General features: G+C 67.2%; 25 protein-coding genes. 12 read left to right on the top strand and 13 right to left on the bottom strand.

What is annotated here, in order from left to right; genetic code table 11:
• The first annotated feature begins 176 nt into the window (after positions 1–176).
• The gene (locus ACFWF1_RS06870; protein ID WP_379286080.1) at positions 177–2,213 is read left to right on the top strand and encodes a CocE/NonD family hydrolase; all 2,037 of its coding nucleotides are present in this window, start codon (positions 177–179) and stop codon (positions 2,211–2,213) included.
• Here the strand turns inward: ACFWF1_RS06870 and ACFWF1_RS06865 are convergent, their stop codons facing one another.
• Both ACFWF1_RS06865 and ACFWF1_RS06860 read right to left on the bottom strand, forming a co-directional pair.
• Positions 2,214–3,083: a class I SAM-dependent methyltransferase gene (locus ACFWF1_RS06865; RefSeq protein ID WP_379286078.1), complete on the bottom strand. Its 870-nt coding sequence runs from the start codon at positions 3,081–3,083 to the stop codon at positions 2,214–2,216.
• A 1-nt stretch (position 3,084) separates the two neighbouring features.
• Positions 3,085–4,005 carry an LLM class F420-dependent oxidoreductase gene (locus ACFWF1_RS06860; protein ID WP_379286284.1) on the bottom strand — a complete coding sequence of 307 codons (921 nt, stop codon included), beginning with the start codon at positions 4,003–4,005 and terminating at the stop codon, positions 3,085–3,087.
• Between the two features lie 116 nt (positions 4,006–4,121).
• On the opposite strand from ACFWF1_RS06860, the gene ACFWF1_RS06855 reads away from it, so the two are divergent.
• Both ACFWF1_RS06855 and ACFWF1_RS06850 read left to right on the top strand, forming a co-directional pair.
• Positions 4,122–4,997 carry a dihydrodipicolinate synthase family protein gene (locus tag ACFWF1_RS06855; protein WP_379286077.1) on the top strand — a complete coding sequence of 292 codons (876 nt, stop codon included), beginning with the start codon at positions 4,122–4,124 and terminating at the stop codon, positions 4,995–4,997.
• A gap of 227 nt (positions 4,998–5,224) precedes the next feature.
• Positions 5,225–5,734, top strand: coding sequence for a gluconokinase (locus ACFWF1_RS06850; RefSeq protein ID WP_379286076.1), 510 nt, complete (start codon positions 5,225–5,227; stop codon positions 5,732–5,734).
• A gap of 228 nt (positions 5,735–5,962) precedes the next feature.
• Here ACFWF1_RS06850 and ACFWF1_RS06845 read toward each other — a convergent pair whose 3' ends face one another.
• The 7 genes from ACFWF1_RS06845 to ACFWF1_RS06815 all read right to left on the bottom strand — a co-directional run bounded on the left by ACFWF1_RS06845 (position 5,963) and on the right by ACFWF1_RS06815 (position 13,985).
• A complete protein-coding gene (locus ACFWF1_RS06845) occupies positions 5,963–6,526 on the bottom strand; it encodes a type 1 glutamine amidotransferase domain-containing protein (protein WP_379286074.1) in 564 nt (187 codons plus the stop codon).
• Between the two features lie 65 nt (positions 6,527–6,591).
• Positions 6,592–7,554: a DUF5995 family protein gene (locus ACFWF1_RS06840; protein WP_379286072.1), complete on the bottom strand. Its 963-nt coding sequence runs from the start codon at positions 7,552–7,554 to the stop codon at positions 6,592–6,594.
• 78 nt (positions 7,555–7,632) lie between these two features.
• Positions 7,633–8,430 (bottom strand): M50 family metallopeptidase, encoded by a 798-nt coding sequence (locus ACFWF1_RS06835; RefSeq protein ID WP_379286070.1) that lies wholly within the window; start codon positions 8,428–8,430, stop codon positions 7,633–7,635.
• Positions 8,431–8,439: 9 nt separating this feature from the next.
• On the bottom strand, positions 8,440–9,996 hold the full coding sequence (locus tag ACFWF1_RS06830) for an AMP-binding protein (RefSeq protein WP_379286068.1): 1,557 nt from the start codon (positions 9,994–9,996) through the stop codon (positions 8,440–8,442).
• A 47-nt stretch (positions 9,997–10,043) separates the two neighbouring features.
• Positions 10,044–11,819 (bottom strand): protein kinase, encoded by a 1,776-nt coding sequence (locus ACFWF1_RS06825; protein ID WP_379286066.1) that lies wholly within the window; start codon positions 11,817–11,819, stop codon positions 10,044–10,046.
• 82 nt (positions 11,820–11,901) lie between these two features.
• Complete coding sequence (locus ACFWF1_RS06820) at positions 11,902–12,813, bottom strand: bile acid:sodium symporter family protein (RefSeq protein ID WP_379286064.1); 912 nt, start codon at positions 12,811–12,813, stop codon at positions 11,902–11,904.
• A gap of 122 nt (positions 12,814–12,935) precedes the next feature.
• Entirely contained in the window at positions 12,936–13,985 is a 1,050-nt protein-coding gene (locus tag ACFWF1_RS06815) for a Gfo/Idh/MocA family oxidoreductase (protein ID WP_379286062.1), read from the bottom strand.
• Positions 13,986–14,636: 651 nt separating this feature from the next.
• On the opposite strand from ACFWF1_RS06815, the gene ACFWF1_RS06810 reads away from it, so the two are divergent.
• Genes ACFWF1_RS06810 through ACFWF1_RS06800 form a run of 3 tightly spaced genes read left to right on the top strand, consistent with a single transcriptional unit; the run spans position 14,637 to position 17,475 of the window.
• Complete coding sequence (locus ACFWF1_RS06810; protein ID WP_379286060.1) at positions 14,637–16,193, top strand: mannitol dehydrogenase family protein; 1,557 nt, start codon at positions 14,637–14,639, stop codon at positions 16,191–16,193.
• Positions 16,190–16,882, top strand: coding sequence for an HAD family hydrolase (locus tag ACFWF1_RS06805; protein ID WP_379286058.1), 693 nt, complete (start codon positions 16,190–16,192; stop codon positions 16,880–16,882). Before ACFWF1_RS06810 ends, ACFWF1_RS06805 begins: the two co-directional genes overlap by 4 nt.
• A gap of 59 nt (positions 16,883–16,941) precedes the next feature.
• The gene (locus tag ACFWF1_RS06800) at positions 16,942–17,475 is read left to right on the top strand and encodes an LppP/LprE family lipoprotein (RefSeq protein ID WP_379286057.1); all 534 of its coding nucleotides are present in this window, start codon (positions 16,942–16,944) and stop codon (positions 17,473–17,475) included.
• Positions 17,476–17,544: 69 nt separating this feature from the next.
• Here the strand turns inward: ACFWF1_RS06800 and ACFWF1_RS06795 are convergent, their stop codons facing one another.
• Positions 17,545–17,910, bottom strand: a complete 366-nt coding sequence (locus ACFWF1_RS06795) for a winged helix-turn-helix transcriptional regulator (protein ID WP_379286055.1) — start codon at positions 17,908–17,910, stop codon at positions 17,545–17,547.
• Positions 17,911–17,979: 69 nt separating this feature from the next.
• On the opposite strand from ACFWF1_RS06795, the gene ACFWF1_RS06790 reads away from it, so the two are divergent.
• From ACFWF1_RS06790 to ACFWF1_RS06780, 3 genes are all read left to right on the top strand, one after another.
• Positions 17,980–18,552, top strand: a complete 573-nt coding sequence (locus ACFWF1_RS06790; RefSeq protein WP_379286054.1) for a carboxymuconolactone decarboxylase family protein — start codon at positions 17,980–17,982, stop codon at positions 18,550–18,552.
• Positions 18,553–18,616: 64 nt separating this feature from the next.
• Positions 18,617–19,060: an SRPBCC family protein gene (locus tag ACFWF1_RS06785; protein ID WP_379286052.1), complete on the top strand. Its 444-nt coding sequence runs from the start codon at positions 18,617–18,619 to the stop codon at positions 19,058–19,060.
• A complete protein-coding gene (locus tag ACFWF1_RS06780) occupies positions 19,053–19,502 on the top strand; it encodes a MarR family winged helix-turn-helix transcriptional regulator (protein WP_379286050.1) in 450 nt (149 codons plus the stop codon). Before ACFWF1_RS06785 ends, ACFWF1_RS06780 begins: the two co-directional genes overlap by 8 nt.
• A 7-nt stretch (positions 19,503–19,509) precedes the next feature.
• On the opposite strand, the gene ACFWF1_RS06775 is transcribed toward ACFWF1_RS06780, so the two are convergent.
• A complete protein-coding gene (locus ACFWF1_RS06775; protein ID WP_379286049.1) occupies positions 19,510–20,199 on the bottom strand; it encodes a response regulator in 690 nt (229 codons plus the stop codon).
• Positions 20,181–21,869: an ATP-binding protein gene (locus tag ACFWF1_RS06770; RefSeq protein WP_379286047.1), complete on the bottom strand. Its 1,689-nt coding sequence runs from the start codon at positions 21,867–21,869 to the stop codon at positions 20,181–20,183. The genes ACFWF1_RS06775 and ACFWF1_RS06770 overlap by 19 nt, the downstream gene beginning before the upstream one ends.
• Positions 21,870–22,016: 147 nt before the next feature.
• On the opposite strand from ACFWF1_RS06770, the gene ACFWF1_RS06765 reads away from it, so the two are divergent.
• The 3 genes from ACFWF1_RS06765 to ACFWF1_RS06755 are packed head-to-tail and all read left to right on the top strand — an operon-like array spanning position 22,017 to position 24,752.
• Complete coding sequence (locus tag ACFWF1_RS06765) at positions 22,017–22,823, top strand: ABC transporter ATP-binding protein (RefSeq protein ID WP_379286045.1); 807 nt, start codon at positions 22,017–22,019, stop codon at positions 22,821–22,823.
• On the top strand, positions 22,813–23,697 hold the full coding sequence (locus ACFWF1_RS06760) for an ABC transporter permease (RefSeq protein WP_379286044.1): 885 nt from the start codon (positions 22,813–22,815) through the stop codon (positions 23,695–23,697). Before ACFWF1_RS06765 ends, ACFWF1_RS06760 begins: the two co-directional genes overlap by 11 nt.
• 2 nt (positions 23,698–23,699) lie before the next feature.
• Positions 23,700–24,752 (top strand): ABC transporter substrate-binding protein, encoded by a 1,053-nt coding sequence (locus ACFWF1_RS06755; protein WP_379286043.1) that lies wholly within the window; start codon positions 23,700–23,702, stop codon positions 24,750–24,752.
• 63 nt (positions 24,753–24,815) lie between these two features.
• Here ACFWF1_RS06755 and ACFWF1_RS06750 read toward each other — a convergent pair whose 3' ends face one another.
• The gene (locus ACFWF1_RS06750; RefSeq protein ID WP_379286041.1) at positions 24,816–25,244 is read right to left on the bottom strand and encodes a hypothetical protein; all 429 of its coding nucleotides are present in this window, start codon (positions 25,242–25,244) and stop codon (positions 24,816–24,818) included.
• Positions 25,245–25,380: the final 136 nt, after the last annotated feature.

Here is a 25,380-nt window from a genome sequence, read left to right as displayed (position 1 = left end):
TAGTGTCCGATTTGCGCAAATGCGCCTACCGCGCAACCGGATCGGTTTGTCGCGCCGGCGTCACTGCGACAAACCGACCAGGCCGTACCTCCCGGCTATTTGCGAACAGATTGCTATGTTGTGCCTCCGGTACTGCGTTACCCCATCAACGTGCGGCACATCGGTCGAGGAGCAGGATGCTTTCGGGGCAGCAAGTGGCACAACGGTTTGTCCGCGTGGCTCGATTGGCGACTGTGCTATCGATCATCGTTGGTGGCGGCGGGTTTGCCGCGGGAACGGTGGCGGCCGCGCCCAGCGATCAGTGGACGGCGCTGCACGACGGGCCGCAACCGTACTCCGACGTGCACATCGACTGGGACGTCCCGATCCGGATGAGCGACGGCGTCATGCTGAAGGCGAATGTGTACCGGCCGGTGGACGCGGCGGGCGCGGTCGAACAGCAGCCGCTGCCGACCATCGTGAACCTCACGCCGTACACCAAACTGCTGTCCAACCTGGTCGATTCGGCAATGGCGACGCCCGACCTCCAGCCCATGGTGCTGAGCCTGCTGAGCCGGATGAACCTATCCGGCACGCCGATCAGCGGCTTCGGCGATCTGCTGCACGCACTCGACGGCGGCACCGTGCAGACCGTCCTCGGCATCGACCGCAGCCTGATCCGCAGCGGATACACCCTGGTGGTCGCGGATGTGCGCGGCACGGGCTTCTCGCAGGGCACCTGGGACACCCTCGGCGCCCGCGAACAACTCGACACTCGCGAAGTGATCGAGTGGGCCGCGGCCCAGCGGTGGTCCACCGGCAAGGTCGGCATGAGCGGCGGCTCCTACGCGGGCATCACGCAGCTGCGCGCGGCCGAAAATGCCCCTGGCCCTTTGAAAGCCATCTTCCCGGTCGAACCGGGTAGCGATCTGATGCGCGATGTCGTCGCGCCGGGCGGCGGCATCGGCACCACCTTCCTGCCGCTCTGGCTGAGCAATGTGAACCAGACGAAGCTGATCCCCGACGTGCGGTCGATACTGAACGGCACCTTCGACTGGCGGTGGTTCCACGACCGGATGGCCGACCCGGCAACGAATTACGACCTGCTGACCCAGGCGCTGCTCACACCGACACTCGACCAGGTTCCGCAGACGCTGGCCGCCGCGCTGGACCACGACAGCGATTTCCGGCAGGCCATCCTCGGGCATCCGGAGCGAATCACGGTGCCCACCTTCGTCTATGGCGGCTGGCACGACATCTTCGCCAACAGCGCGACCACGCTGTTCAACGCGATCCCGTTGCCCGCGAACCAGAAACAGCTGCTCGTCGGCGACACCTATCACGCGAATCCCGGCGCGGGCACGGGCGGGCCCGGCGGCCCGGCGCGCCTCGAGGTGTTGCAACGAGTGTGGTTCGACAAGTGGCTCAAGGACATCGACCACGGCCTCGGCGAATTCGGGCCGGTGACCCTATGGGAACAGGGCGGCGGCTGGCGGACACTGGGGCAGTTCCCGCAGGCCGGCACCACCCATCGCCGGGTCTACCTGTCCGCGACCCCTAGCGGCACCGCCGAGAGCGGCTATGACGGATCGCTGTCCGCGACAAAGCCCGACGAGCCCCGCACCCTGACGGTGTCGCCCGGCATCGCCAACGCGTGCTCGCGGGATACCGCGCAGGGCGCCGCCGGGATGACCGCGGTATTGGATATGTGCGCCAAGGACTCTCGCATCGCCGAACACGACGCACTGACCTTCACCGGCACACCGGTCACCGAACCGACGGTCATCTCCGGCCCGATCAACCTGCACCTCAACACGATCCACGATGCGACCGACGGATACTGGGCGGTCACCGTGAACGACGTTGCCCCGGCGGGAACCTCGACCGTATTGAGCACCGGCCAGCTCACCGCGTCGATGCGCGCGGTCGACGAGGCGAAGAGCACCCGCTCGCCCAACGGCGACTACACCGCCCCATACAACCCGATCACCCTGGACAGCATGTTGCCCGTGGTCCCGGGTAAGCCCGTAGCGCTCGACATCGCCGTCATCCCGATCCAGGCGGTGCTGCAGCCCGGACATCGACTGCGCGTCGACGTCTTCGCCGGAAACTCGCCCAAGGCCTTGCCGTTCCGGCCGCTGCTCAACAACACCGAGCTCAAACCGCAGTCCCTGCAACTGGATCCGGCCGAGCCGAGCTTCGTGAACCTGCCGACCAGCAGGCCGCTCGGCTGATCAGGTGCGGCGGGCGCGGGCGACGCGGGTGTGCAGCCGCTCCGGGTCGGGACCGAGCTCGGCCTGACCCACGTAGCCCGCGAGGAGCTCGAGCGCACTGAGGTCTTCGACGTCGTCGAAGCCTGCCGTGCGCAACTCCGCTGCCAGTTCAGCGGCGGTGAAGTGGCTCAGCAATGGTTCGCCGAGCGCGGCCAGGCGATCCGCCCGGGCTTGCAGTTGAGCCCGGTGTTCCGGCGCGGCGTCGGCGGCAGGCGGGATGTAGTCGAACGCCAGCCGCACCGGCGTCGCCTGCGCGGCCATGTACCGCAAAGTCGACTGGATGGCCTCCCTGCTCAGATACATCACGACGCCGAGCCAGACGAAGGCGGCAGGCTGGTCTCGGGCAAAGCCTGCCGAGGCCAAACCTGCTGCCAGCGTTTCACTCTCGAAATCGACCGGTGCGAAGGTCAGCGAGTCGGGGACGGCGATTCCCGCCGCCGCGAGCAGCTGACGTTTCCACGCCTGCGTCGCGGGATGGTCGACCTCGAATACCCGCAGCGCCGGATCGGGATTGCGATAGGCGAAGGTGTCCAACCCCGCGCCGAGGATCACCACCTGCCGCACCCCGTCCGCCACCGCGTCGGCGACCGTCTCCTCCGCGAAGCGCGACCGGGCGGCCAGGAACAACCGCCGGACGCGGTGGAACGCGGCTTCCGTGCTCGACAGTCCGGCCGTCGCGGCGACGGATTGGTCGGCCAGCTCCGCCGCGGTCACACCCGTGATCGATACCGCCAACGGATCGGTGAATACGCGCGGTTCGGGTGCCATCTGGTGATAGGCGCGCGCATGTGCGGTAGCGAACGCCGTCCGGCTCGCCTTCCCGCCTTCCATGTCAGAGTTTCCCTTGCACCTGGTCGGCGATCAGCTCGAGGTGGTCGAGATCGGCGAGGTCCAGTATCTGCAGGTAGATCCGTTGCGCGCCGATCTCGGCGTAGCGGCCGATCTTGCCGACCACCTCGGCGGGCGAACCGGCCAGGCCGTTCGCCTTCAGCTCGTCCACCTCGCGTCCGATCGCCGCGGCCCGGCGCGCCACCTCGGCGTCGTCGGCGCCGACACAGGCGACGAGGGCGCTCGAGTAGACCAGGTCGTCGGCCCGGCGACCGTGCGCCACGGCGGCCGCGCGGACCCGCTCGAACTGGGCGGCGCTGTCCTCGATCGAGGAGAACGGCATGTTGAACTCGGTCGCGTACTGCGCGGCCAGCCGCGGCGTGCGGGTGGCGCCGTGTCCGCCGATCAGCACCGGCACCGGATCCTGCACCGGCTTGGGCAGCGCGGGGGAGTTGGTCAGCTGGTAGTGCTTGCCGTCGAAGTCGAACCTGTCACCCGGCTTGGTCGACCACAGCCCGGTGATGATCGCGAGCTGCTCCTCCAGCCGCGCGAATTTGTCCGCGGGGAACGGGATGCCGTAGGCGGCGTGCTCGTCGGCGAACCAGCCGCTGCCGAGGCCGAGTTCCACACGGCCACCGGACATCTGGTCCACTTGGGCGACCTGGATCGCCAGCGGGCCAGGCAGCCGGAAGGTGGCGGCGGTGACCAGCGTGCCGAGGCGGATCCGCTTGGTCTCCCTGGCCAGCCCGGCCAGCGTGATCCAGGCATCGGTGGGCCCGGGCAGTCCGTCCGCGCCGCCCATCGCGGCGTAGTGGTCGGACCGGAAGAACGCGTCGAATCCCAGGTCCTCGGTGGCTTTCGCAACGGTCAGCAGCGTGTCATAGCTCGCACCCTGCTGCGGCTCGGTGAAGATGCGCAATTCCATGATCACCATGGTGCCCGAGCACGCTTCCGGACGGTACGACCGGGGCATGCGGCTCATCCCTCACTATGAATTCCGCCACCCGGGCAATGATGGGGGTCGAGGTAAGGGAGGTTTCGATGATCACAGGGATCGTGGCGTATCCGGTGACGCCGTTCAGTGCCGACAGCGGCAAGGTCGACGAGGGAGTACTGCGGGGACTGGTGGATCGACTGGTCGACGCGGGCGTGGATGCTGTTGCGCCACTGGGGAGTACCGGGGAGAGCGCGTATCTCGACGATCAGGAATGGGCGGCGGTGGCGTCGATCTGTGTGGAGCAGGTCGATGGCCGGGTGCCGACGGTGATCGGGGTGTCGGAGTTGACCACGGCCGGGACGATCGCGCGGGCGCGACTTGCCGAACGACTCGGCGCCACTGCGCTGATGATGTTGCCGGTCGCTTACTGGCGGTTGACCGAGGCGGAGCTGCGCAGGCACTTCACCGCGGTGGCCGACGCGGTGACGCTGCCGATCATGGCTTACAACAATCCCGGCACCAGCGGCATCGACATGACACCGGAGTTTCTGGTGGATCTCGTTGCGGGCGTGGACAACATCACGATGATCAAGGAATCCAGCGGGGATATCGCGCGGATGCGGCGGATCGCGGCGCTCGGCGCGGACGTGCCGTTCTTCAACGGCAGCAATCGGCTCGCCCTGCAAGCATTCGAAGCCGGTGCCGCCGGATGGTGCACTGCCGCACCGTGTTTGGTGCCGGAACAGATCGTGGCAGTGTGGCGGCTGCTGACAGTGGGTGAAGTTGATACAGCGACAAAGCTTTTTGAACAGCTGGAGCCATTGCTCGTTGCGATGACCCGAGGCGGCCTGCCGAGAACCGTCAAAGCGGGCTTGCACGCTCTCGGTATCAACGCGGGCGACCCGCGGCCGCCATTGCTGCCGGTGGACAACGACGCTCGTCGCGCGCTCGCCGAACTGATCGCGGCGGTCGGCAGATGATGCCGAGTGCGGCCGAGTACGTGACGGGCCGGGGTGATCGGCCGAGTACGTAACGGGCCGGGGCTGATCGCCCGCGGCCGGATTGCCGTGCCACAGAAGGCGGCCCATCGCAGATCGTCGCCGGTGCAGACGTGCTCGACCAGGCCCCGCGACGGCCGCGCTAATGTCTGTTCGGACATGTCGCACCGCCCACCGTGGGGCGGCGCGCACCGAGCAAAGGAGCCGATGTGCCGGAGCGAGCGCTGCCCGTCGTGGTTGTGATGGGGGTGTCGGGGTCCGGCAAATCGACGGTCGGCCGGGCACTCGCCGCCGAACTCGGGGTCGAATACGCCGAAGGCGACGACTTCCACCCGGCGGCCAACATCGCGAAGATGGCGGCGGGCATCCCACTGGACGACGAAGACCGCGCGCCCTGGCTCGACACGGTCGCCGCGTGGATGGGCGAACGCACCGAGCAGGGCGGCGTGGTCACCTGCTCAGCGCTGAAACGCGCCTACCGCGACCGACTCCGCGCCGCCGCACCTGACGCATACTTCCTGCACCTGTCCGCGTCACACGAAGAACTCGCGCACCGAATGACCGACCGCACCGGCCATTTCATGCCATCAAGCCTGCTCGACTCGCAGCTGGCCGCGCTCGAGCCGCTGGCAGACGACGAGCGCGGCACCACCGTCGATGCGACCCGCGACCCAGCCGAACTGGCTCGCGAAACATCGGCGGCACTGCGCGACCAGTGACACCCCCGACCCCATTGCGGCGACGAGCAGCCCTGGCCTATTGCGCGGCGATCAGTTCCTCGGCGCCGCATCTGGCGGCCGCTGACATTGATTTCGTGTCCAGCTTCTCGATGACGTCGAGTAGTTCCTGGCCTATTGCTTCGCGTCCAACTCCTCGACTACGGCGTGTTGTGAAACTGCCCGTCACGGGCCGCAGTCGGTAGCTAAGACTGCCAAGCCAGCCTCCTCCTATGACTTCTTGACCAGCTCGTCACCGATCACCCGGCAGAAGTCAGGAAGGTCGTCCGGATTGCGGGACGTGATCAGCGCCCAGCCGTTCTCGGCCGAACGCACCACCGGCTGATCGACCCACCGGCCGCCCGCATTGAGCACATCCGTGCGCAGCGAGAAGTACGAGGTCAGCGTCTTGTCCGGGGTGAGTTCCGCCTCGACGAGCAACCACGGCCCGTGACAGATCGCGGCGATCGGCTTACCCGCGGCGGCGAACTCCTTGGCCAGTTCGACCGCGCGGTCTTCCACCCGCAGCTTGTCTGCGTTGACTGTGCCGCCTGGGACCACGAGCACGTCGAAGTCGTCCACCGAGACATCCTCGAGCGCCGAATCCGGCTGCGCGGTGACGTCCTTCTCGGTGTCGTGCTCGAAGGTCTGCACCTGCTCGTTCTTCGGCGCGGCATGCACGACGGTGGCGCCGCGCTCCTTCAGTTCCCGCTGCGGAACCAGCAGCTCATCGCGCTCCACACCCGTATTCGAAGTGATGATCAGTACGCGCGTCCCATTCAGGTCGTCCGACATGCCGACAACTCCTTCCATCGTTCACCCCCGGAGTAGGCGTGCCGCGAATCCGGAAAGCTAAACCTCTACAGCCCGCCGAGTCGGCTGAGCACCTCGAACGCCACGTCCGCGCTGCGCCACAGCGCGTCGATCTCGACGCGGGCGGCAGGCGCGAGGGCCGGATCGGTCAGCGCGAGTCCGTTCCCGAAGATCACCACGTTGGCACCGGCGTCGGCGAGGCGAAGCAACTGCGGTGTGCCCACCCCCTGGCCGACAACCAGATCGAGGCCCTCGCCGACGAAGTAGAACCGCCACAGCGGCCCGAGGTCACCGTGATAGATCTCCTTGGTCGAACTCACGATCAACGACCCTTGCTGCGCGATCGCGTCGACGATCTTGAAATAGTCGCCCGCGTTCGCGGGTGTGCCGCCGACCGCGGCCACCGCGTAGGACAGATCGACCGAGAGATGAGCGTCGTATCCGGCCATCGCGACGCGAGCCGGGGACAGCTCGCACCGGCGCGCGAGGTCGAAGTAGTTGGTCCACTGCGGATCGGTCTGTGCGCCGGTGAATTCGGCGTGCACGTTGCGCAGGAACCGGGACAGCAGTTCGAGACTGATCCGATGCGCCCACTCAGGGTCGGCGAACGAGGCCGGGGCGCGCTGCAACGGCATCACGGCGGCCTGCTCGACGGCATCGAGACCGAGCGCGAACACGCCACGCAGATCACGATGTTCGACCAGGATCTCGGTGAGCTGCCGATGCTGTTCGACGGCTTGTGTCAGCTGTTCCAGCGAGGAGCCGGTGAGCTTGCTGGTATCCGAGAGATCAGCGATCGCGGAGACCTCGGCGGGCGACAACGCAGTGCCGCAAGCGGATTCGACGGAAGCCCCGGCCTGGCCCGCGCCCAGCAGCGTGGCACCGCCGAGCAGCAAAGCGGCGACGAGAGCGAGGCGGATGGTGGTGATCATGTTCTGCTCCGGGATGTTCACGCGCCGCGCGGCGAACAGGCGCTGACGTTCGGCGACGGCGAGGATGGGTCGAGACATTTCCGGCGAAACCGGAGGCGGCCCAACATTAGCCGACCCAGACAACCCTTCGTTGCTCATGCTGCAACGAAGCCCGCCCTACTGCCCGGTGGGGCAGGTCCCGCCGGTCACGCTCTGCAGGCAGATCCCGGAGATATCGGAGATCAGGAAGCCCGCCCCGATGACCAGCGACCCCACCGCAATCACCCCGAACACCCCGACCCACAGCAACCCGGGCAGGTGCGTGAGCCGCGCGAGTTGATCGGCGTCGGAGGCGACATCCTCCTGATATCGGCTGCGCAACTGCCGAGATCGCCCGCGCTGCAATTCGATCACCGGCCGCGCCCCGGCGAGCAGCAGGAACCAGGCGCCCAGGTAGGCGAAGCCCGCCTGCAGTGTGTCGGTGCCGAACCAGGACACCGCGAACACGGTCGCACCGACCGCGAACACCGTCAGCATGCCGTAGACATTGCGCGTCATGATCAGCACCGCGGCCAGCAGCACGATGGCCACCCACAGCATCAGCGTGATCCGGCTCGCGCCGAGCAACGCGGCGAAGGCCAGCCCGAGCAGCGGCGGCCCCGGATAGCCCGCCATCGTCGTGAGAATCATGCCGAGGCCGTACGGCTTTCCGCTCGACACGGTGAGACCCGAAGTGTCCGAATGCAATCGGATGCTGTTGAGCTTGCGCCCGGTGAGCAGCGCGACGAGCGCGTGCCCGCCCTCGTGCGCGATGGTGACGATATTGCGGGTGAACCGCCAGATGGGCGTGTATCCCACCAGCACGAGCGCCACCACGCCGGCACCGGCCACCAACCACCACGGCGGCTGGGTTTGCGTTGTCGTCAAGCGGTCGACGATGGAGGTGCCACGCTCGACCCATTCGGCTCTGTCCACCGCCGCACCTTATCCGGCGTCGGACATCTCCGCTCGGAGCTGACGTTTGTAGATCTTGCCCGCATCGTCGCGGGGCAGTTCGGCCACGATCCGCAGCACCCTCGGCACCTTGTACGCGGCGAGCTGCCCGGCCAGCCCGGCCAGCACGCTTTCCTCGGTGAGCTCGGCGCCGGGACGCGGAACAACCTGGGCGGCAACGACTTCGCCGAGATCGCCGTGGTGCGCGATGCCGAACACCGCGACATCCTCGACGCCGTCCAGGGCCATGATCGCGTTCTCGATCTCGGCTGGATAGATGTTCACGCCGCCGGAGATGATGAGGTCGTTGGCCCGTCCGGTGATATAGAGGAAGCCGTCGTCGTCGAGGTAGCCGCGGTCGCCGACGGCGAGGAAGCCCGGTATCGGGCTGTCCGCTTCGCCGTTGTCGTGCAGGTAGCGGAACTTCGGCCAGTAATCGGCGCCGCGCACGAACACCTGGCCGGTCTCGCCCGCGGGCAGCGGTTCGCCCGCGTCATCGACGATGACGGCGGCCGCGCCGTCCGCCGGCCGGCCGACGCTGCCGGGATGGGCCAGCCATTCGCTCGCGGAGATCCAGGTGATGGTGCCCGCTTCGGCGCAGCCGTAGTACTCGACCAGCGCGTCGCCGAACCAGTCGATCGCGGCCCGCTTCACCGCGGGCGGGCAGGGCGCGGACGAGTGGATCAGGTGGGTGAGGCTGGAGACGTCGTAGCGGCCGCGCACGTCCGCGGGCAGCGACAGCAGCCGCGACAGCATGGTCGGCACCACCTTGGCCTGGGTGACGCGGCGCTCGTCGACGATGCGCAGGAACTGTTCGGCATCCCAGCGCGGCATGATCGTGATGCTGGTGCCGACCCGCAGCGCGAGCGTCGCGATGCCGTTCGGGCTCGCGTGATACAGCGGTCCGGGGATCACCGCCTGCCCGCGTGGGGTGAGGCCGAGCCGCTTGGCCGCGCTGCCTGCCACCGATAACCACTGGTGTGGCGTCATTCGTTCGCGCAGTACGCCTTTGGGTTTTCCGGTGGTGCCGGAGGTGTAGATCAAGCCGGTCGAGTCGTCGCGCGAGCCTTCGATCCGGCCGAGCGGCTCGGGATGCGCGTCGATCCACTGTTCCAAGGTCGAGTGCCTGCCGGTCGGCTCGTTCAGTGCCGGGTCCAGCCCCGCCGCGGCGAGCGGCTCGCGCGCCATCTCGACCTCGAGAATGGTCGTATCCTCGTGCGGCGCCGCCTGTTCGACGATATCGATGAACTCGGTGTGCGCGATGATCACCCGCGCGTCACTGTCCACGAGCACATGCGCGACCTCGGGCACCTGCCACCGCGTATTGATCGGCACCGAGTTCGCCCCGCACACCGCGATGGCCAGGGAAACCTCGACGAACTCGATATCGTTGCGAATCATCATCGCGACCCGATCGCCGGGTCGCACCCCGGCCTCGGCGAGTGCCGCCGCCAACCTTCCCGCCCGCTGATGCGCCTCGGCCTGCGACCGGACACGGCCCGCACAGGTAATGGTTGGTGTTGACATGCTGCCCGAAGCATCGCCCATGATTCGCAGTCTGCCACTTCCTCAGCTACCGGGTAGCACAAGCCGGGTTACGAGGTTTTGGTCAGAATTCCGGCCATATCGCCGATGACGCTGCCGGTGCGATAGGACAGCGTGCCGTTGGGAAGTAGCTGGACGTGCGTCGTGTTGCCGTCGTCGTTACAGCCGCCCGCGTCCTCGGTGAGTCGTGCGGTGAGCGTGAGTTCTTCGCCGGCGACGGCCGTCAATGTCTCGGCTCGGCCGCATGTCGTGCCGGAGACTTTCCCGGTGTTGGACGAGTTGCCGAGTTCCTCGCCGACCGTGCCTGCGTTCAGCGTCAGCACGATGTCGAAGCTGGCGATCTGGTCTTTCGCGACGCCTTTCCATTCGCCGATGAACGCTTCCGGCAATTCGGCAGCAGGACCGCCCGCCGTCGCGACGGACTGATCGGTGTTGCCATCGGAACCGGTGAACTGCTCGGTTATCACGAAGGCGGCAGCCGCGACGACGAGGCACAGCACCAGCGCACCGGCAATCAATGCGGCACGGCGGCGTGGGCGTCGACGGGTGGGCGGTGCGGGGTGTGCCGCCGGTTGCCGGTGACCGTAGGAAGCGTCTTGCGGCGCAGATGGCTGGTAGCCGTGTGGCCCAGCTTGCTGTAGGTGCGGCGGCGGGTACGAACCTTCGCGAGGCCCAGGTGACTGCTGGTAGCCGAGCTGTCCAGCTGACTCCTGTGGGTGCGGCGGTGTATACGGACCATCTTGTGGCCCTGAGGAATACGGCTGACCCGCGGGACCGGGCGCGCCCTGCCACCACGATCGCGGCGTGGCATCCGGTTGACCGGACCCCGGCTGGCTCGTGGCGGTCCGCGCGTTCGGGTCCGTGAACGGCCGCACCACCGTTTCGGCGGTCCGCGTCGGATTCGCGGGCTTGCTCAGTGCCTCGGGCACATCGAACGGCCCGGAATCCAGGTCGAGCAGCTGCACCGCGCGCCTGCTGACCTCTTCCAGCGCCGGTCCGGGCAGCCAGCCGCCGCGACCGGGCAGGCCGAGGGCGGTCAGGTCGGCGATGATGCGCTCGGGGGTCGGCCGAGCGGCCGGGTCCTTGGTGAGGCAGGCCGCGATCAGCGGGCGCAGGCGGTCGGGCACCGCGTCGAGCCGCGGCTCCTCGTACACCACGCGCCACAGCATCTGCACCATCTCGCCGGTCCCGAACGGCCCCTGCCCGGTGGCCGCGAACACCAGCACGCCGCCGAGCGCGAACACATCGCCGGCCGGCCCGACCGGATCGCCGGTCACCTGTTCGGGACACATGAATCCCGGCGAGCCGATGACCTTTCCGGTGGTGGTGAACTGGCTGTCGTCGATCGCGCGGGCGATGCCGAAGTCGATCACCTTGGGACCGTCGAGGGCCAGCAGCACATTGGACGGTTTGAGGTCGCGGTGCACCAGGTCGGCGGCGTGCACGGCGACCAGCGCCTCGGCCAGCCCGTGCGCGAGGACGAGCAGTGAGCTCTCGGTGAACGGCCCGTACTCGTCGACGGCCTCGGTCAGCGAGAATCCCGCCACGTAACCCGTTGCCAGCCACGGCGGGTCCGCGTCGACGTCGGCGTCGAGGACCGGCGCGGTGAACTGCCCGCCGACCCGTCGGGCGGCGGTCACCTCACGCCGGAACCGCTCCCGGAATTCGTTGTCGCCGACCAGGTCCGGCCGGATCACCTTGACCGCTACCGTGCGGCCACCGGCATTGCGTCCCAGATACACCCGGCCCATGCCGCCCGCACCGAGCACGCCGAGTAACCGGTAGTCGCCGATCCGCGTGGGATCGTCTGCGCCGAGCGGTCGCATCGCGATGCTGGCTCCCTTCGAGTGTCGAACATCGAAAGGTTACCTACCGCTCGACGAGGTGTCCGGTCCAGTCAGCCGTTTCTCAAATGCTGGTGCGGTTTCCGCCGGCGACCGCACCGGGCACCGGCTCAGGACGATCTTGCCGGACGTACCTGGCCAGCAGATATGCCGCGATCGCGGCGGGAATGTTCATCAGCACCCCGTACACCGCACCCGGGACGGCCATCGCGTCGCTGTGCAGTACCGATCCCGCGATGGCGATCGCGATCGCGCCGTTGTGGATGCCGATCTCCATCGCCGACGCGATCGCCTGATCGGCCTCGACCTGGAACAGCCGCGGCACGAAATAGCCGACGGCCAGACTGATCACGGCGAACAGCAGGCTGAGCGAGGCGAGTGTGCCGATGTTCTCGGTGAGCGTGCTGAAGTTCTTCGCCACGGCCGCGAGCACGACCAGCGCGAGCACCACGATCGAGAGGATTTTGACGTTGCCGCGCATCCGTTCGGCCCACCCGGTGAACCGGCGGTGCACGAACATGCCGATCGCGACGGGAACCAGCACGATCGCGAACACTTGCGCGAACTTGTCCGGCCGCAGCCCGAACGACCCGGCGTCGTCCATGAATCGGCTGTAGGCGAACGCGACGATCAGCGGCATGGTGAACACCGCGAGCACCGAATTGATCGCGGTGAGCGTGATATTCAACGCGACGTTGCCGCCCGCGATGTGGCTGAACAGGTTGGCCGACGGCCCGCCCGGCGACGCGGCGAGCAACAGCATGCCAACGGCGAGCGCGCCTTCGAGCCGGAACAGGTAGATCAGCCCGACGCAGACCGCCGGCAGCAGCACCATCTGGCAGAGCAGCGCGATCACCGCGGCCTTCGGATAGCGCAGCACCCTGGCGAAATCGTCGACGGCCAAGGTCAAACCGAGTCCGAACATCACCAGGGCCAGAGCCAGCGGCAGGAACACCGCGAAAATCGTTGAACCCATGGGGATCTCCTCTCAGCCTGAACCCTCGGCCTACCCACGGCCGACACCGAGCGTCGACGTTATCGGCGGATGACGTTGGTCGCCAGCCCAATAACTGAGGGGTGTGCCTGCTGAAAGGCGGGTTATCCGGTGACGACCGCGCCTTCGGCGGCCGATCGGCGCGCGGCTTCCAGCACGCGCAGTGTGGCGACGGCATCGCGTGGGTCGACCGGAACTCGACCGCCATCCAGCAGGGCGGCAGCCAGTTCGGCGTAGAAGGCGGGGTAGTTGCCCGCGATGGTGGGGACACGTTCGACGGCAGGTTCGGCGCCGAACACCCCCCAGTGCTCGGATCCGACTGTGCCCCAGGGCTTGCCGTCGCCGGGGCGGCGGCCGTCACGTAGCGCGCTCTCTTGCGGATCGAGGCCGTAGGTGACGTAGCCTGCCTGCGATCCGAGCACCCGGAAGCGCGGACCCAGTTGCGGCGCAACGGCACTCATCCATAGGTGGGAGCGGACGCCCGAGGTGTGAGTGAGTGCGACGAAGGCGTCATCGTCGGTCTGAATGTCCGCGCGTCGCCGATCCAGTTCGCAATACACCGATTTCACCGGACCGAACAGCGTCAGTGCCTGATCGATGAGATGGCTGCCGAGGTCGAAGAGCAGTCCGGCGCCGTCGGCCGCGCTGCCCACTTCCCGCCAGCCGCCCTTGGGCACCGGGCGCCAGCGCTCGAATCGGGACTCGAAGCGTCGCACTTCGCCGAGCCGGCCCGCTTCCGCGAGGGCACGGACGGTCAGGAAGTCGCCGTCCCAGCGACGATTCTGGAAGACCGTCAGCGCACGCCCGGCTTGCTCGGCGCGCTTGATCAGGTCCTCGCCCTCGGCGACCGACACCGCGAACGGCTTGTCGACCACCACCGGCAGGCCCGCGTCCAACGCCTGCCTCGCCAGCGGGGCATGCGTGCGGTTGGGTGTCGCGATGACGACTAGATCGACGCCGGTGGGATCCGCGAACAGTTCGTCGGTAGTGGCGACGACGCGCACGCCCGGGTGTTCGCGTTCGGCTTGCGCCGCCCGCTCGGCCGACGAGGTGACCACCGCCGCGACCCGCATGCGCGGTTCGGCGGCGATCAGCGGAGCGTGGAAGACCGATCCGGCCAACCCGTACCCGACTACAGCGACGTCCAAGCTCATGTCTCGACGCTAGCGGATCGTTCCTGGAATACAGGTCGTGGTCGACTGGCCGTCACCGGCGACCTCGACAATCGTCGGGTGCGCGACGCGGTGGTCTCAGGTGCGCGGGTGTGCTGCCAAGTGGAATCCGTTCGTTTCGCACAGCAGGCACTTCCGCAACCCCGAGGCAACCTTAGCTTTGCTTACGATCCGTGCCCGGCGGTTGCCGGGCGGCGCGGCGGGTCCCATGACGCTTCCATACGGAAACATATCTGCCGCACCGCTTCTCGGCATCGCGCCATCGCGTGTGAACGTCCTTTATGGTGTATTCCCCTCTCGAAAATCGGCAATTATTCAGCAAATCTTAGAGCAATCTTAAAGCGTTCCCTTTCGGGCAAATCGGAAATGACTGCGCGTGACAGAGGTCACGGCAGCGCATTTTGGCAGTACGTATTTCCAATAGTTACCGACGATTCACGCGGCCTGAAGTGGTGCTTTACGGAATTTTTGCAATACAGGTGATGACCTGCGGCGAACTGCCTTCAGTTGGCCGATTCGGGGTTAGCTGTCGAAATACTGTCGAGGCTGACCTACCGTGTGAAACGTCGCTTAGTCAATGCTGATACGGCGTTCTGTATATCGCCCCTTCTCGCAGATCCACGGAGGCCGCACATGCGTGTGCCGCTGATTACGGCGAAGAAAACTCGAACCGAATTGACATCCCGGATACCGGGCAAGGTGGTGCCGCGCCTGTCCACCGACATGCTCACCAAGCTGCCCGCCACGGTCGCCCGGCCGGGGTTTGCTCCGCGCAGCCTGACCACCGGCATCCTGCACCTCGGCTGCGGTTCGTTCCACCGGGCCCACCAGGCCCTGGCAACCCAGCACGCGATGAACGAGACCGGCGATCCGCGCTGGGGCATCGCCGCCGTCGCGATCAACCGCCCCACCGTGGTCGACGCGCTACGGGCGCAGGACCACCTGTACACCACGCTGCTGCACGAAGACGGGCAGGCGCGGGTGGAAGTGGTCGGCTCGATCACCGAGGCCGTGCACGCGCCGACCGACCTGATCGGCGTGCCGCAGCGAATCGCCGACCCGCGCGTCAAGATCGTCACGCTCACCGTCACCGCCAGCGGTTACTGCGTTTCGCCGGTCACCGGACGGTTGGAAGTGGACTGCCCCGGCGTCCGCCACGACCTCCGGTCGCCGACCAGGCCGATCACCCCGATCGGCATGCTCGCGCAGGGCCTCGAACTGGTCCGGCGGCGGGGGAGCACCCCGCCGGTGATCATCAGCTGCGACAACATGTGCGCCAACGGCAGCACGCTGCGCCGGGCCGTCATCGATTTCGCGCTGATGCGCGACGATCATCTCGCCGAGTGGATCGCCAGGCACGTGCAGTTCCCGAACAGCGTGGTGGACCGCATCGTGCAGCCGACCGCGCCCACCGACGCCGCGGTGGCCCGCAATTGGCTCGGCGGCATCGAGGATCTCGCGCCGGTCTCCGCCGAGCCGTTCATGACCTGGACGATCGAGGATTTCGAGGGTGAACGCCCGCAGTGGGAACTCGGCGGCGCCCAATTCGTCTCCAACGTCAAGGATTACGAGCTGGCCAAGCTGCGCCTGCTCAACGGGACGCACATGCTGCTCGCCTACCTCGGCGGCGTGGCGGGGCACCGCACCATCGCCGAGGCGACGGCGAGCCCGGCGCTCGCAGCGCTGGCCCGGCAGTTCATGCTGGACGAGCAGGGGCCGACGCTGGCCCTCGGCACGCCCGAATTGCGCCGCACCGTAGCCGATTTGATGCGTCGCTTCCGTAATCCCGCTATCGCGCAGGATATGACGCGGATCGGCCGCAACGGGTCGGACAAGATGATGCCGCGGGTCGTCGACGCACTGCGCGACAACATCGAGGCGGGCAGGCCGACCCCCGGGGCGACCCTGCTGATCGCCGCGTGGATCCGCTGGTTCACCGCGAGCCACGCCCCCGGCGCGGTGATGGAGCTGATCGACCCGCGGGAAGACTCGCTCGCGGTGCTGGTCGACAGCGATCCGCACCGCTGTGCGCAGGCGTTCTTGCAGCGCACCGATATTTTCGGCACGCTACCGGAACTGGAGAACGTGCAGCGGCAGGTCGGTGACGCCCTCGCCGAGATCAGCCGCGACGGTGTCGAGGCCGCGGTCCGGCGCCGGCTGGCGCCGCAATCGGAAGGGAGCAACGGGTGAACGCCGAAAGTCCGGTTCGGGCGGTCGTCTTCGATATGGACGGCCTGCTGATCGACTCGGAGAGCCTGGCCATGGAGTCTTTGGTCAGTGCGGGCGCCGAGCTCGGCTACGAGATGCCGATCGAGTTCTGCCGCAGCATGATCGGCGTGCCCGCCGATCGATGCCGGACGCTCGCCGCGGCCGCGTACGGCCGGGGTTTCCCGCTGGAGGAGTACTTCGCGCTGCACGACGTGCACCTGCGTCAGCTCGTCGACAGCGGCAGGCTGACCACCAAGCCGGGTGCGCTGGCGCTGCTCGACGCGCTGGAGGCGCAAGGGGTGCCGAAGGCGATCGCCACCTCGTCGTCGCGGGACCGCGCCGACCATCACCTGCAACTGGCCGGCATCGCCGACCGGTTCGATGTGGTGGTGACGCGGCAGGACGTGACCAAGGGCAAGCCCGATCCCGAGCCGTACCTGAAGGCGATGGCCGCACTCGGCGGCGAGACGGAAACGACACTCGCGCTGGAGGATTCGACCAACGGCCTGCGCGCGGCGTGCGCCGCGGGGCTGCGCTGCATCCTGGTTCCCGATCTGGTGCAGCCGACCGAGGAGTCCCGGCGGCTCGCGCACCGGCTGTATCCGGACCTGCATCAAGTGATCGATTATCTCGCCGTGGCCAACGCGCCCTCAACCGCGTCAACCGCCTAGGCTGTGCCGAGCTAGCTCGAATCTGTCGGCGGACCTGAAGAGGATCTTTCGTGGTACGGATGGCTCGGCCCGTAGTTGTGCTGTGTGCTGGACTCGTCATGGCGGCCGCCGGGTGTGCCGCCGACAACGACAGTGGGTCATCGCAGACCCACGTGCACAACGCGGATCCGACGACGTCGAGCCTGCCTGTCACCTGCGGTGTCGATCTGACCGCGCAGGTGATCCAGTCCGCCGTCGCGACGCTGCCGGTCGAGCCGGTGACGCACGCACCGTGGTCGACCGACCCGCGCGGCTTCGAGGGCAATTTCGATCCGTGCGCCACCTTGTCGACCGCGATCATCACGGTGCAGGGGGCCACGGGGAGTTCGCCGAACCAAGCGTTGCTGTTCCACAAGGGTGCCTACCTCGGCACCGCGACGCAGGAGGCGCACGGGTTCACGTCGCTGGACGTGGACCGCACCACCGACGACACCGTCGGGCTGGCGTACAAGACGCCGGGCAGCTGCAACGCCTGCCCCGACGGCACCGTCACCCGGGTCCAATTCCATTGGGAGGGACAGAGAGTCCGGATGATCGGCAACCCGCCGAAGTAGCCGCGCGCCTATTGATTTCGCGACGAGAATCGCATGCGAAACCCGGTGCGTGAAATCAACAGACGCGTGTCAGGGCTGCTTCCCCGGGGCGTCGTCGGCCCAGCGTTGTACCCAGACCTGTAGCGGCGCGAGTGCGGCGACGAGGTCGAGGCCGTCCGCGCTGAGCTGATAGCCGTTCGGTTCCGCGGCCAGCACCCGCGCCTCCCGGAGTTCGCGCAGCCGATCGTTGAGCACGCTGGCAGACACGCCGCCGCATAGCGCCTGCAACTCCCGGAACGTCACCGCGCGCCCATCGCGCAACTCCCACAGCACCCGCAGCGCCCACCGCCTGCCGAGCAGATCCAGCAGCACCATGATCGGCCGCCCGGTCCGCGACCCGCGCACCGGCCCGCCGATCATCGGAGTCTTGTCCGCTTCGGATTCCGAAGCTACCATCGTCACCATCCTTGCTCTTATTTCCGAAGCAAGAATACTCCGCCATCGCTGCCAGCATGAGGATCGACCATGAGCGACATCACTGCCACCCCGCGCATCGCGCCCCTGAGCCCGCCCTACGCTCCCGAAATCGAGGCACAACTGCTCAAGTGGATGCCGCCGGGCTCGGCCGTTGAACCCCTCGCCCTCTTCCGCACCCTCGCCCTGCACGACGACCTTTTCGGCCGAATGCGGCCACTGGGGGCGGGCATCCTCGGCCACGGCCGCATCCCGCCCCGCGACCGCGAGATAGTCATCCTCCGCACCTGCGCCCGAGCCGCCGCCGAATACGAATGGGGCATCCACGCCGCACTGCAAGCCACTGAAGTCGGTCTGACCCCGGAACAAATCGAGGCCACCGTCATCGGCAAGCCTGACGACCCCTCATGGTCATCCAGCGATGCCATGCTCATCCGTCTAGTCGACGAAATCCACGACACCGCAACAGTTTCCGACTCTCTATGGTCGGACCTGCACGCTGCCTATCCGGACGATCAAATTCTCGAACTGATCACCACCACCGGCTGGTACCGCCTACTCAGCACCGTGATCAACACCGCCCGTATCGAACACGAGCCATGGGCCCGCCACTTCCCGGCCTGAACACCGCCCTTGACTTGTTGTTGCGACAACAGATACTGTTGTCGCAACAACAACTGGGAGCGCCATGTACGTCATTTCCGAAGTAGCCGTCATCAGCGGAGAGATCGCGTCGATCTGGCAGACCGCCACCGACGTCGCGCACTGGGCCGACTGGGACCCACACGAAGAGAAGTCCCGCATCGACGGACCGTTCGCGCCGGGCACCAAGGGCTGGGTGAAGCCCAAAGGTGCACCGGCGGGACCGTTTACGATCACCGCGGTCGACGAGGGCAGTTCATGGACCAGCGAAGCGCGCATCCCGTTCGGCAAGATCCGCGGCCACTACACCTACGCACCGCTCACCGACGGTGCCGTGCGCGTGGTCAAACGCATGGAGGTACACGGCCCGTTCCACCCGATCTTCCGGCTCATCTGGGAGAAGGCCATCCGCTCCGACATGCACCTGAGCTTCGCCGCCCTCGAACGCGAGGCGCAACGCAGGCTCCAAGCGGACGTCGCTCATGGCTGAGCCGAAAGGCCCGCTGCAGAGCCCCGGCTTCTGGCTGCACCACGCTGCCTTGGAGTGGCGCGCCACCGTCGAGCGAAACCTGCGCCCCCTCGGCTTGACCTTGACCCAATTCAACCTGCTCGCCTCGGCGGGGTGGCTCGCCCGCCACGGCGACCTACCCACTCAGCAACAAGTTGTAGACATGGCCGGCGCCGACCGCATGATGGGCTCCAGAGTCATCCGCGCGCTAGAAGGCAGCGGCTTCCTCACCCGCCATCCGGACACGACCGACGCCCGCATCCTCCGCATCGAAGCAACGACCGCGGGCAAGAACGTGGCGCGCCGCGGCATCCAGATAGTCGTCGACACCGACGCCGAGATCTTCGGCCCAGACAGCACAGACCTCAGAGACCGCCTGCAATCGATTGCCGCCCAACGTATTCCACGCATCGATCAGGACTGATGGGATCTCAACGATCCGTTCTGGCCTCGCGGGTCGCCGCCGAGTACTCCTGTTCCGGGCGTCCGGTGCTGCCGTAGCGCAGGCTCATGCGGAGGGTGCCGGTGCCTACGAGGGTGGCGAGGTAGCGTTGGGCGGTGGCGCGGGAGATGCCGATGGCGGTGGCTACCTCGCCGGCCGAGAGGGGGGTGCCTGCTTCCAGGATCGAGTGCAGGACAAGGTCTTTGGTGGGGGAGGTGACGGTGGTGGGGGTGTTGGTGGCGGATCCGGCGGGGCGCAGGGCTTGCAGGGCGGCGTCTACTCGGGCGTTGTCCACCTGGGGTGCGGTGAGGATGCGGCGGTAGCGGGCGTAGGCGGCCAGGCGGGCGGCGAGTTCGGTGTGCGGGAAGGGTTTGACGAGGAAGGCGAGGGCGCCGGCGGACAGGGCGGCGCGGACGGCTCCGCTGTCCGTGGAGGCCGTGAGAACCATGGCGTCGCAGCGTAATTCGCGGACGAAGTCGATGCCGGAGCCGTCGGGGAGGTAGACGTCGACGAGGGCCAGGTCGACCGGCCCGGCGGCCAGGATGTCGCGGGCGGTGGCCAAGGTGTTGGCGGTGCCCGCGACGGTGAAACCCGCGATGGAGTCGACTATTCCGGCATGCAGGTTCGCCACACGGAAGTCGTCGTCGACGACAAGAACGGTTAAGTCTGATGGAGCCATGACACCTTGCTGTCTACGAGCACTTGCGGAATGCGGGCATTGAATTCGGCGCCGGTCAGCGGGGGAGTGCCACCGCGCGGACTGGCCAGTCGGACATCGCCGCCGTGATTGCGGGCGATCTGGCGGATCAGGGCGAGGCCGACGCCGCGGCCACCGGGCACATCGCCGCTGTCGCGGGTGGACGTGCCCTCGGTGAACAGCACGTCGATCAGCTCCGGCGCGACACCGTCACCGCTGTCGGCGACCACGATGTGCAGCGTCGAATCTTCCTGCACCAGTTCGACTTCCACCTGTTTTACCGGGTTGTCCGAGGCGCGCACCGCCTCGATCGCATTGTCGAGCAGATTGCCGAGCACGGTCGTCACGTCGACCGGGTCGACGAGGCTGCCGTCCACCCAGGTGTTCGGGCCGAGGACCAGCTCGACGCCGCTCTCGCGTGCGTGCGCCGCCTTCGCGGCGAGGAACGCCTGCAGGTAGGCGTCGTGGATGGCGTCGATACCGGGCGCGGCGGCCCCGAGTGGACCCGCGCCGATCATCTCGTCGATCGAGCGCGACGCCTCCTCGGTGCGTCCACCGTGCAACAGCCCGCTGATCAGGTGCATCTTGTTGGAGAACTCGTGCCGCTGCGCGCGCAGCACCGTGCTCATCGACTGCACGGCGTCGAGCTGACGAGTCAACGCTTCTACGTCGGTGCGGTCGCGCACCGTCAGCACCGCGCCCAGATCACGACGGTCCCGATGCACCGGCCGCGCCGCCACGACAACGATGTGTGAGCCCACCGTCGCCGAGGCGGGCTGCTCGTCGAGCCCGCGGAACACTTCCAATACCCGTGGCGTCAAACCGATCTCGTCCACCGGCCGCCCGATATCCGCGCCGATCCCGAGCAGTCTGCGCGCCTCGTCATTGACAAACGTTGTGCGCCAAGAAGAGTCGACGGCCAGCACGCCGCGACCGATGCCGTGCAACACCGCGGCCTGACCGCGCACCAACTCGGCGAGTTCGGCGGGCTCCAACCCCAGCGTCAGCCCGCGCCAGCGCCGGGCCAGCAACATCGATCCGGCGATCCCGACCAGTAGCGCGGCACCGACCAGCAGCCCCGCCGTCCCCAGGTCGTCGAGCAACTGGTCCCGCACCGCATCGGTGGAGATGCCGACGCTGATCGCGCCCACGATCCGATCCGAACCAGGTTCGAGCACAGGAACTTTCGCTCGCACCGAGTCGCCGAGCGTGCCGCGCTCCTCGGCGATCACCTCGCGCCCGGCCAGCGCGCCCGACGGATCGGTGCTCACATGCTCGGTAATCCGCGCCGCGTCCGGATGCGCCAGCCGAATCCCGGAGTCGTCGGTGATCACCACGAACAACGCGTCGGTTCGCTGCGTCGTGTCCACGGCGATCCGCTCCAGCGGTCCGGCGGCCAGCCGTTCGCGCAGCTGTGGGTCGGTGCCGATCGCACCCGGCGCGTACCTGGTCACCTCGTCCCGCACCACCGGATCGGCCGCGACCGTGCGCGCGATCGCGAGCGCGCGCTGGCCGTACCCGTCGCGCAGCCGCTGGTCGCTGAGGTAGCCGAAAACGGCGAAGGCGACGCCGAGGGTAAGGGTGACCACCACGATCTGCAGCAGCAGAACTTGAGTCCTCAATCGCACGGCAGGCGCGCCCTCATTCGCCATTGCCGCAGCATAGACCACCGCCCAGGCGTGAGCAGAATGCGCAGAACTAGCGAATCGGACATTTGCACGGCTTGTGCGCACAAGCTCCGCGGTGTGACCGGGGCCACGTACGTTCGCTCTACCTCGATCTCGCAGGAGCTAAGCACCATGAACCACCCACTCATCGAGCTGCGGAGCGCAACGAAGCGTTTCCCCGGCACCGGGGGCGGCATCCACACCGCCGTCAGGAACCTCGACCTGGAGGTCCGCCCCGGCGAATTCGTTTCCGTGGTCGGCCCGACCGGCTGCGGCAAGTCGACCACCCTGTCCCTCGTGTCCGGCCTGGAACCCGCCTCGGCGGGTCGAACGCTGGTGCGCGGCAAGGACGTCGACGGCATCCCGGACGGCATCGGCTACATGTTCCAGCAGGACGCCGTGCTGCCGTGGAAGTCCGTGCTGGACAACGTCGCCCTCGGCCCGCGGCTGCGCGGCGCGTCGAAAGCCGAAGCGCGCGAAAAGGCTGCGGTCTGGGTGGACAAGGTCGGCCTCGCCGGGTTCGAGACCTACTACCCGCATCAGCTGTCCGGCGGCATGCGCAAGCGCGTCGCGTTGGCGCAGACGCTGGTCAACGATCCGGAAATCCTGCTGATGGACGAGCCGTTCAGCGCGCTCGACGTGCAGACCCGCCAGCTCATGCAGGACGAACTGCTGCGCGTGTGGGCGGGCACCGGTGCCGCGGTCATCTTCGTCACCCACGATTTGGAAGAGGCGATCGTGCTCGCCGACCGGGTCGTCGTGATGACGGCGAGCCCGGCGACGGTGTGCGGCAACTTCACCGTCGCGCTCGACCGGCCACGCGATGTCGAAGAGATCCGGCTCACCACAGAATTCCGCGATATCTACAAAGAGATTTGGGAAACGCTGCGCGACGAGGTCGAGGCGGCTCGAGCCAAGGGAACCTCCCGTGTCGCATAATTTGCTCGAAAAGGGTTCCGCCGCAGCGGTGCCGGAGAACGAGAGCGAGGAGCAGATCCTCACCCGGGTCCGCACCAACGCCCGGCGCGTGCGCATCCGCACCTGGGGCCTCCGATTGGCTTTGGTCGCACTGTGGCTCGGCTCATGGGAGCTTACCGCCTCGCTGTGGATCGATCCGTTCTTCTACTCCAAGCCCACGCTGATCTGGGACCGCTTGGTCGAATGGTTCACCGAGGGAACGCAGTTCGGCTCGATCTGGCTGCAGATCTTCACCACCGTGCAGGAGGCCGTGCTCGGCTTCCTGATCGGCGCGGTCGCCGGTGTCGTGCTCGGCACCCTGCTCGGCCGCAGCCGTTACTGGGCCGACGTGCTCGCTCCGTTCATCAAGGCGCTCAACGCGGTTCCGCGCATCGTGCTCGCGGCGCTGTTCATCATCTGGTTCGGTCTCGGGCTCAGCTCGAAGGTCGCCACGGTGGTCGTGCTGGTGTTCTTCGCGGTGTTCTTCAACGCCTTCACCGGCGCGCGTGAAGTGGACGGCAACGTCATCAACAACGCGCGCATCCTCGGCGCGGGCAAGCGGCAGGTGCTCACCGCGATCGTGCTGCCCAGCGCGACCACCTGGATCCTGTCCAGCCTGCACACCGCCTTCGGCTTCGCCCTGATCGGCGCGGTGGTCGGTGAATATGCCGGTGCCAGTAAAGGTTTGGGCCTGCTGATCAGTAATGCCCAGGGCACCTTCGATTCGGCGGGCATCTACGCGGGCATGATCATCATCACCGTGATCGCCTTGCTCGCGGAATGGGCGATCGGCTTCGCCGAGGGCAAGTTGCTGAAATGGCGTCCGTCGCAGGCGACTTCGGGCCACGGGATCTGAGCATGAGATACCGCAAACAGGTGACGGTCGTCGTCATTGCCATCGCGGCGCTGCTGCTGGCCACCGGATGCCGGGATTCCCGGCACATTCCGACGGCGAACGGGCGCCCGCAGATCACCATCATGGTCGGCGGGCTGGAGAAGGTGATCTACCTGCCCGCGATGCTCACCAAGCAGCTCGGCTACTTCGCCGCCAACGATATCGACGTGCAGCTGCTCGGCGAGCAGTCCGGCGCCAACGCGGAGACCGCGCTGCTCACCGGTGACGTGCAGGGCGTGGTCGGGTTCTACGACCACACCATCGACCTGCAGGCCAAGGAGCAGTGCATCCAATCGGTGGTGCAGTTCTCGGACGTGCCCGGCGAGGTCGAGCTGGTCTCCAAGCAGGACGCGGGGACCATCAAATCGACCGCCGACCTACGCGGCAGGAACCTCGGCGTCACCTCGCTCGGCTCCTCGACCGACTTCCTCACCCAGGCCCTCACCGGCCAGCAGGGCATGACCACCAAGGACTACACCCGGGTGAAAGTCGGTGCCGGACAGACGTTCATCGCAGGCATGAACCACAACGGCATCGACGCGGGCATGACCACCGACCCGACCGTCGCCCAGATGGTCAACTCCGGTGAGGCCCAAATCCTGGTCGACATGCGCACCGAAGCGGGCACCCGCGCCGCCCTCGGCGGCCTCTACCCCGCTACCTCGCTGTACATGAACTGCGCGACCATCGACGCCCACCCGGACATCGTGCGGAAGCTCGCGGCGGCGTTCGTGCAAACGCTGAAGTGGATCAAAACCCACACCCCGGAAGAGATCGCCGCCAAAATGCCCTCGCAATACGCCAGCGCGGGCAAAGACCTCTACATTCAGTCCATCCGCGACTCGATCGGCATGTTCAACGGCGACGGCCTGATGAAACCCGAAGGCGCCCAGAACGTCCTGAACATCCTCGGTCAGTACTCCCGCAACGTGGCCCCGATGAAGGACCGCATCGACCTCTCGAAGACCTACACCACCAAATTCGTAGAGGAAGCATTGCGCGCCCCCAAGCAGTAACTCACCCGGAAACCGATGCGCCGTCCAGGAAGCCCTGGACGGCGCATCGGTCGGTTGTTCGGCTCAGGGCTCGCGCCGGCAGTCCCACGACTGCCCTTGGTGGCCCGGGCAGTAGACCATGACGGTCACCCGATCACCGGGTCCGGACGGCCACTGCGTACCGGCGTAGACATACGTGGAGTCGATCTGGTATCTGCCCTGCTTAGTCGGTCTCCATTGATAGGTCGCAGTACCGTTCTTCGCCGGGACCGTGGGACACGCCCCGATGCCGTCGACCCAGAAGCAGAGGTGGGCCGCCCCTTCCGTGGCAGGGTCCGCCGTGACCGTCACGGTATAGGTCGACCAGACCGAATAAGTACCGTTGTCGGAGGACATCGTGATACGGGCTTCAGCCGCCGAGGCGGTGGGCGCGGCGAGCACCATCACCGCGGTGGCCACGGCGGCGCCGAGACCGAACCGGCGCAGGCGTCTACTCAAAAGTGTTGTCATCATGGATGATTCCCCCTCATCTCGATATTCAGCACAGGGTGCGGCCCGGCCGCCCCCCATCGTGAACATTACCTTGAAACGTGATCTTGTACGCAAAACGGACGACACGAATCTCCGCGTGGTGCGGTCGAACGAGCGG

It is taken from the genome of Nocardia sp. NPDC060255 (assembly GCF_042727395.1).
GTDB lineage: Bacteria > Actinomycetota > Actinomycetes > Mycobacteriales > Mycobacteriaceae > Nocardia.
The sequence above is the reverse complement of the archived record's forward strand: the minus strand, read 5'-3'. Positions and strand labels throughout refer to the sequence as shown.

What these genes read in the sequence shown, in the direction of transcription:
- ACFWF1_RS06860 (WP_379286284.1), bottom strand. Translation starts at nt 4,005, where the DNA reads ATGGAATTGCGCATCTTCACCGAGCCGCAGCAGGGTGCGAGCTATGAC.
- ACFWF1_RS06865 (WP_379286078.1), bottom strand. Translation starts at nt 3,083, where the DNA reads ATGGAAGGCGGGAAGGCGAGCCGGACGGCGTTCGCTACCGCACATGCG.
- ACFWF1_RS06780 (WP_379286050.1), top strand. Translation starts at nt 19,053, where the DNA reads ATGGCTGAGCCGAAAGGCCCGCTGCAGAGCCCCGGCTTCTGGCTGCAC.
- ACFWF1_RS06800 (WP_379286057.1), top strand. Translation starts at nt 16,942, where the DNA reads ATGGCTCGGCCCGTAGTTGTGCTGTGTGCTGGACTCGTCATGGCGGCC.
- ACFWF1_RS06830 (WP_379286068.1), bottom strand. Translation starts at nt 9,996, where the DNA reads ATGGGCGATGCTTCGGGCAGCATGTCAACACCAACCATTACCTGTGCG.
- ACFWF1_RS06825 (WP_379286066.1), bottom strand. Translation starts at nt 11,819, where the DNA reads ATGCGACCGCTCGGCGCAGACGATCCCACGCGGATCGGCGACTACCGG.
- ACFWF1_RS06775 (WP_379286049.1), bottom strand. Translation starts at nt 20,199, where the DNA reads ATGGCTCCATCAGACTTAACCGTTCTTGTCGTCGACGACGACTTCCGT.
- ACFWF1_RS06755 (WP_379286043.1), top strand. Translation starts at nt 23,700, where the DNA reads ATGAGATACCGCAAACAGGTGACGGTCGTCGTCATTGCCATCGCGGCG.
- ACFWF1_RS06790 (WP_379286054.1), top strand. Translation starts at nt 17,980, where the DNA reads ATGAGCGACATCACTGCCACCCCGCGCATCGCGCCCCTGAGCCCGCCC.
- ACFWF1_RS06750 (WP_379286041.1), bottom strand. Translation starts at nt 25,244, where the DNA reads ATGATGACAACACTTTTGAGTAGACGCCTGCGCCGGTTCGGTCTCGGC.
- ACFWF1_RS06870 (WP_379286080.1), top strand. Translation starts at nt 177, where the DNA reads ATGCTTTCGGGGCAGCAAGTGGCACAACGGTTTGTCCGCGTGGCTCGA.
- ACFWF1_RS06765 (WP_379286045.1), top strand. Translation starts at nt 22,017, where the DNA reads ATGAACCACCCACTCATCGAGCTGCGGAGCGCAACGAAGCGTTTCCCC.
- ACFWF1_RS06845 (WP_379286074.1), bottom strand. Translation starts at nt 6,526, where the DNA reads ATGTCGGACGACCTGAATGGGACGCGCGTACTGATCATCACTTCGAAT.
- ACFWF1_RS06820 (WP_379286064.1), bottom strand. Translation starts at nt 12,813, where the DNA reads ATGGGTTCAACGATTTTCGCGGTGTTCCTGCCGCTGGCTCTGGCCCTG.
- ACFWF1_RS06770 (WP_379286047.1), bottom strand. Translation starts at nt 21,869, where the DNA reads ATGGCGAATGAGGGCGCGCCTGCCGTGCGATTGAGGACTCAAGTTCTG.
- ACFWF1_RS06810 (WP_379286060.1), top strand. Translation starts at nt 14,637, where the DNA reads ATGCGTGTGCCGCTGATTACGGCGAAGAAAACTCGAACCGAATTGACA.
- ACFWF1_RS06840 (WP_379286072.1), bottom strand. Translation starts at nt 7,554, where the DNA reads ATGTCTCGACCCATCCTCGCCGTCGCCGAACGTCAGCGCCTGTTCGCC.
- ACFWF1_RS06785 (WP_379286052.1), top strand. Translation starts at nt 18,617, where the DNA reads ATGTACGTCATTTCCGAAGTAGCCGTCATCAGCGGAGAGATCGCGTCG.
- ACFWF1_RS06795 (WP_379286055.1), bottom strand. Translation starts at nt 17,910, where the DNA reads ATGGTAGCTTCGGAATCCGAAGCGGACAAGACTCCGATGATCGGCGGG.
- ACFWF1_RS06855 (WP_379286077.1), top strand. Translation starts at nt 4,122, where the DNA reads ATGATCACAGGGATCGTGGCGTATCCGGTGACGCCGTTCAGTGCCGAC.
- ACFWF1_RS06815 (WP_379286062.1), bottom strand. Translation starts at nt 13,985, where the DNA reads ATGAGCTTGGACGTCGCTGTAGTCGGGTACGGGTTGGCCGGATCGGTC.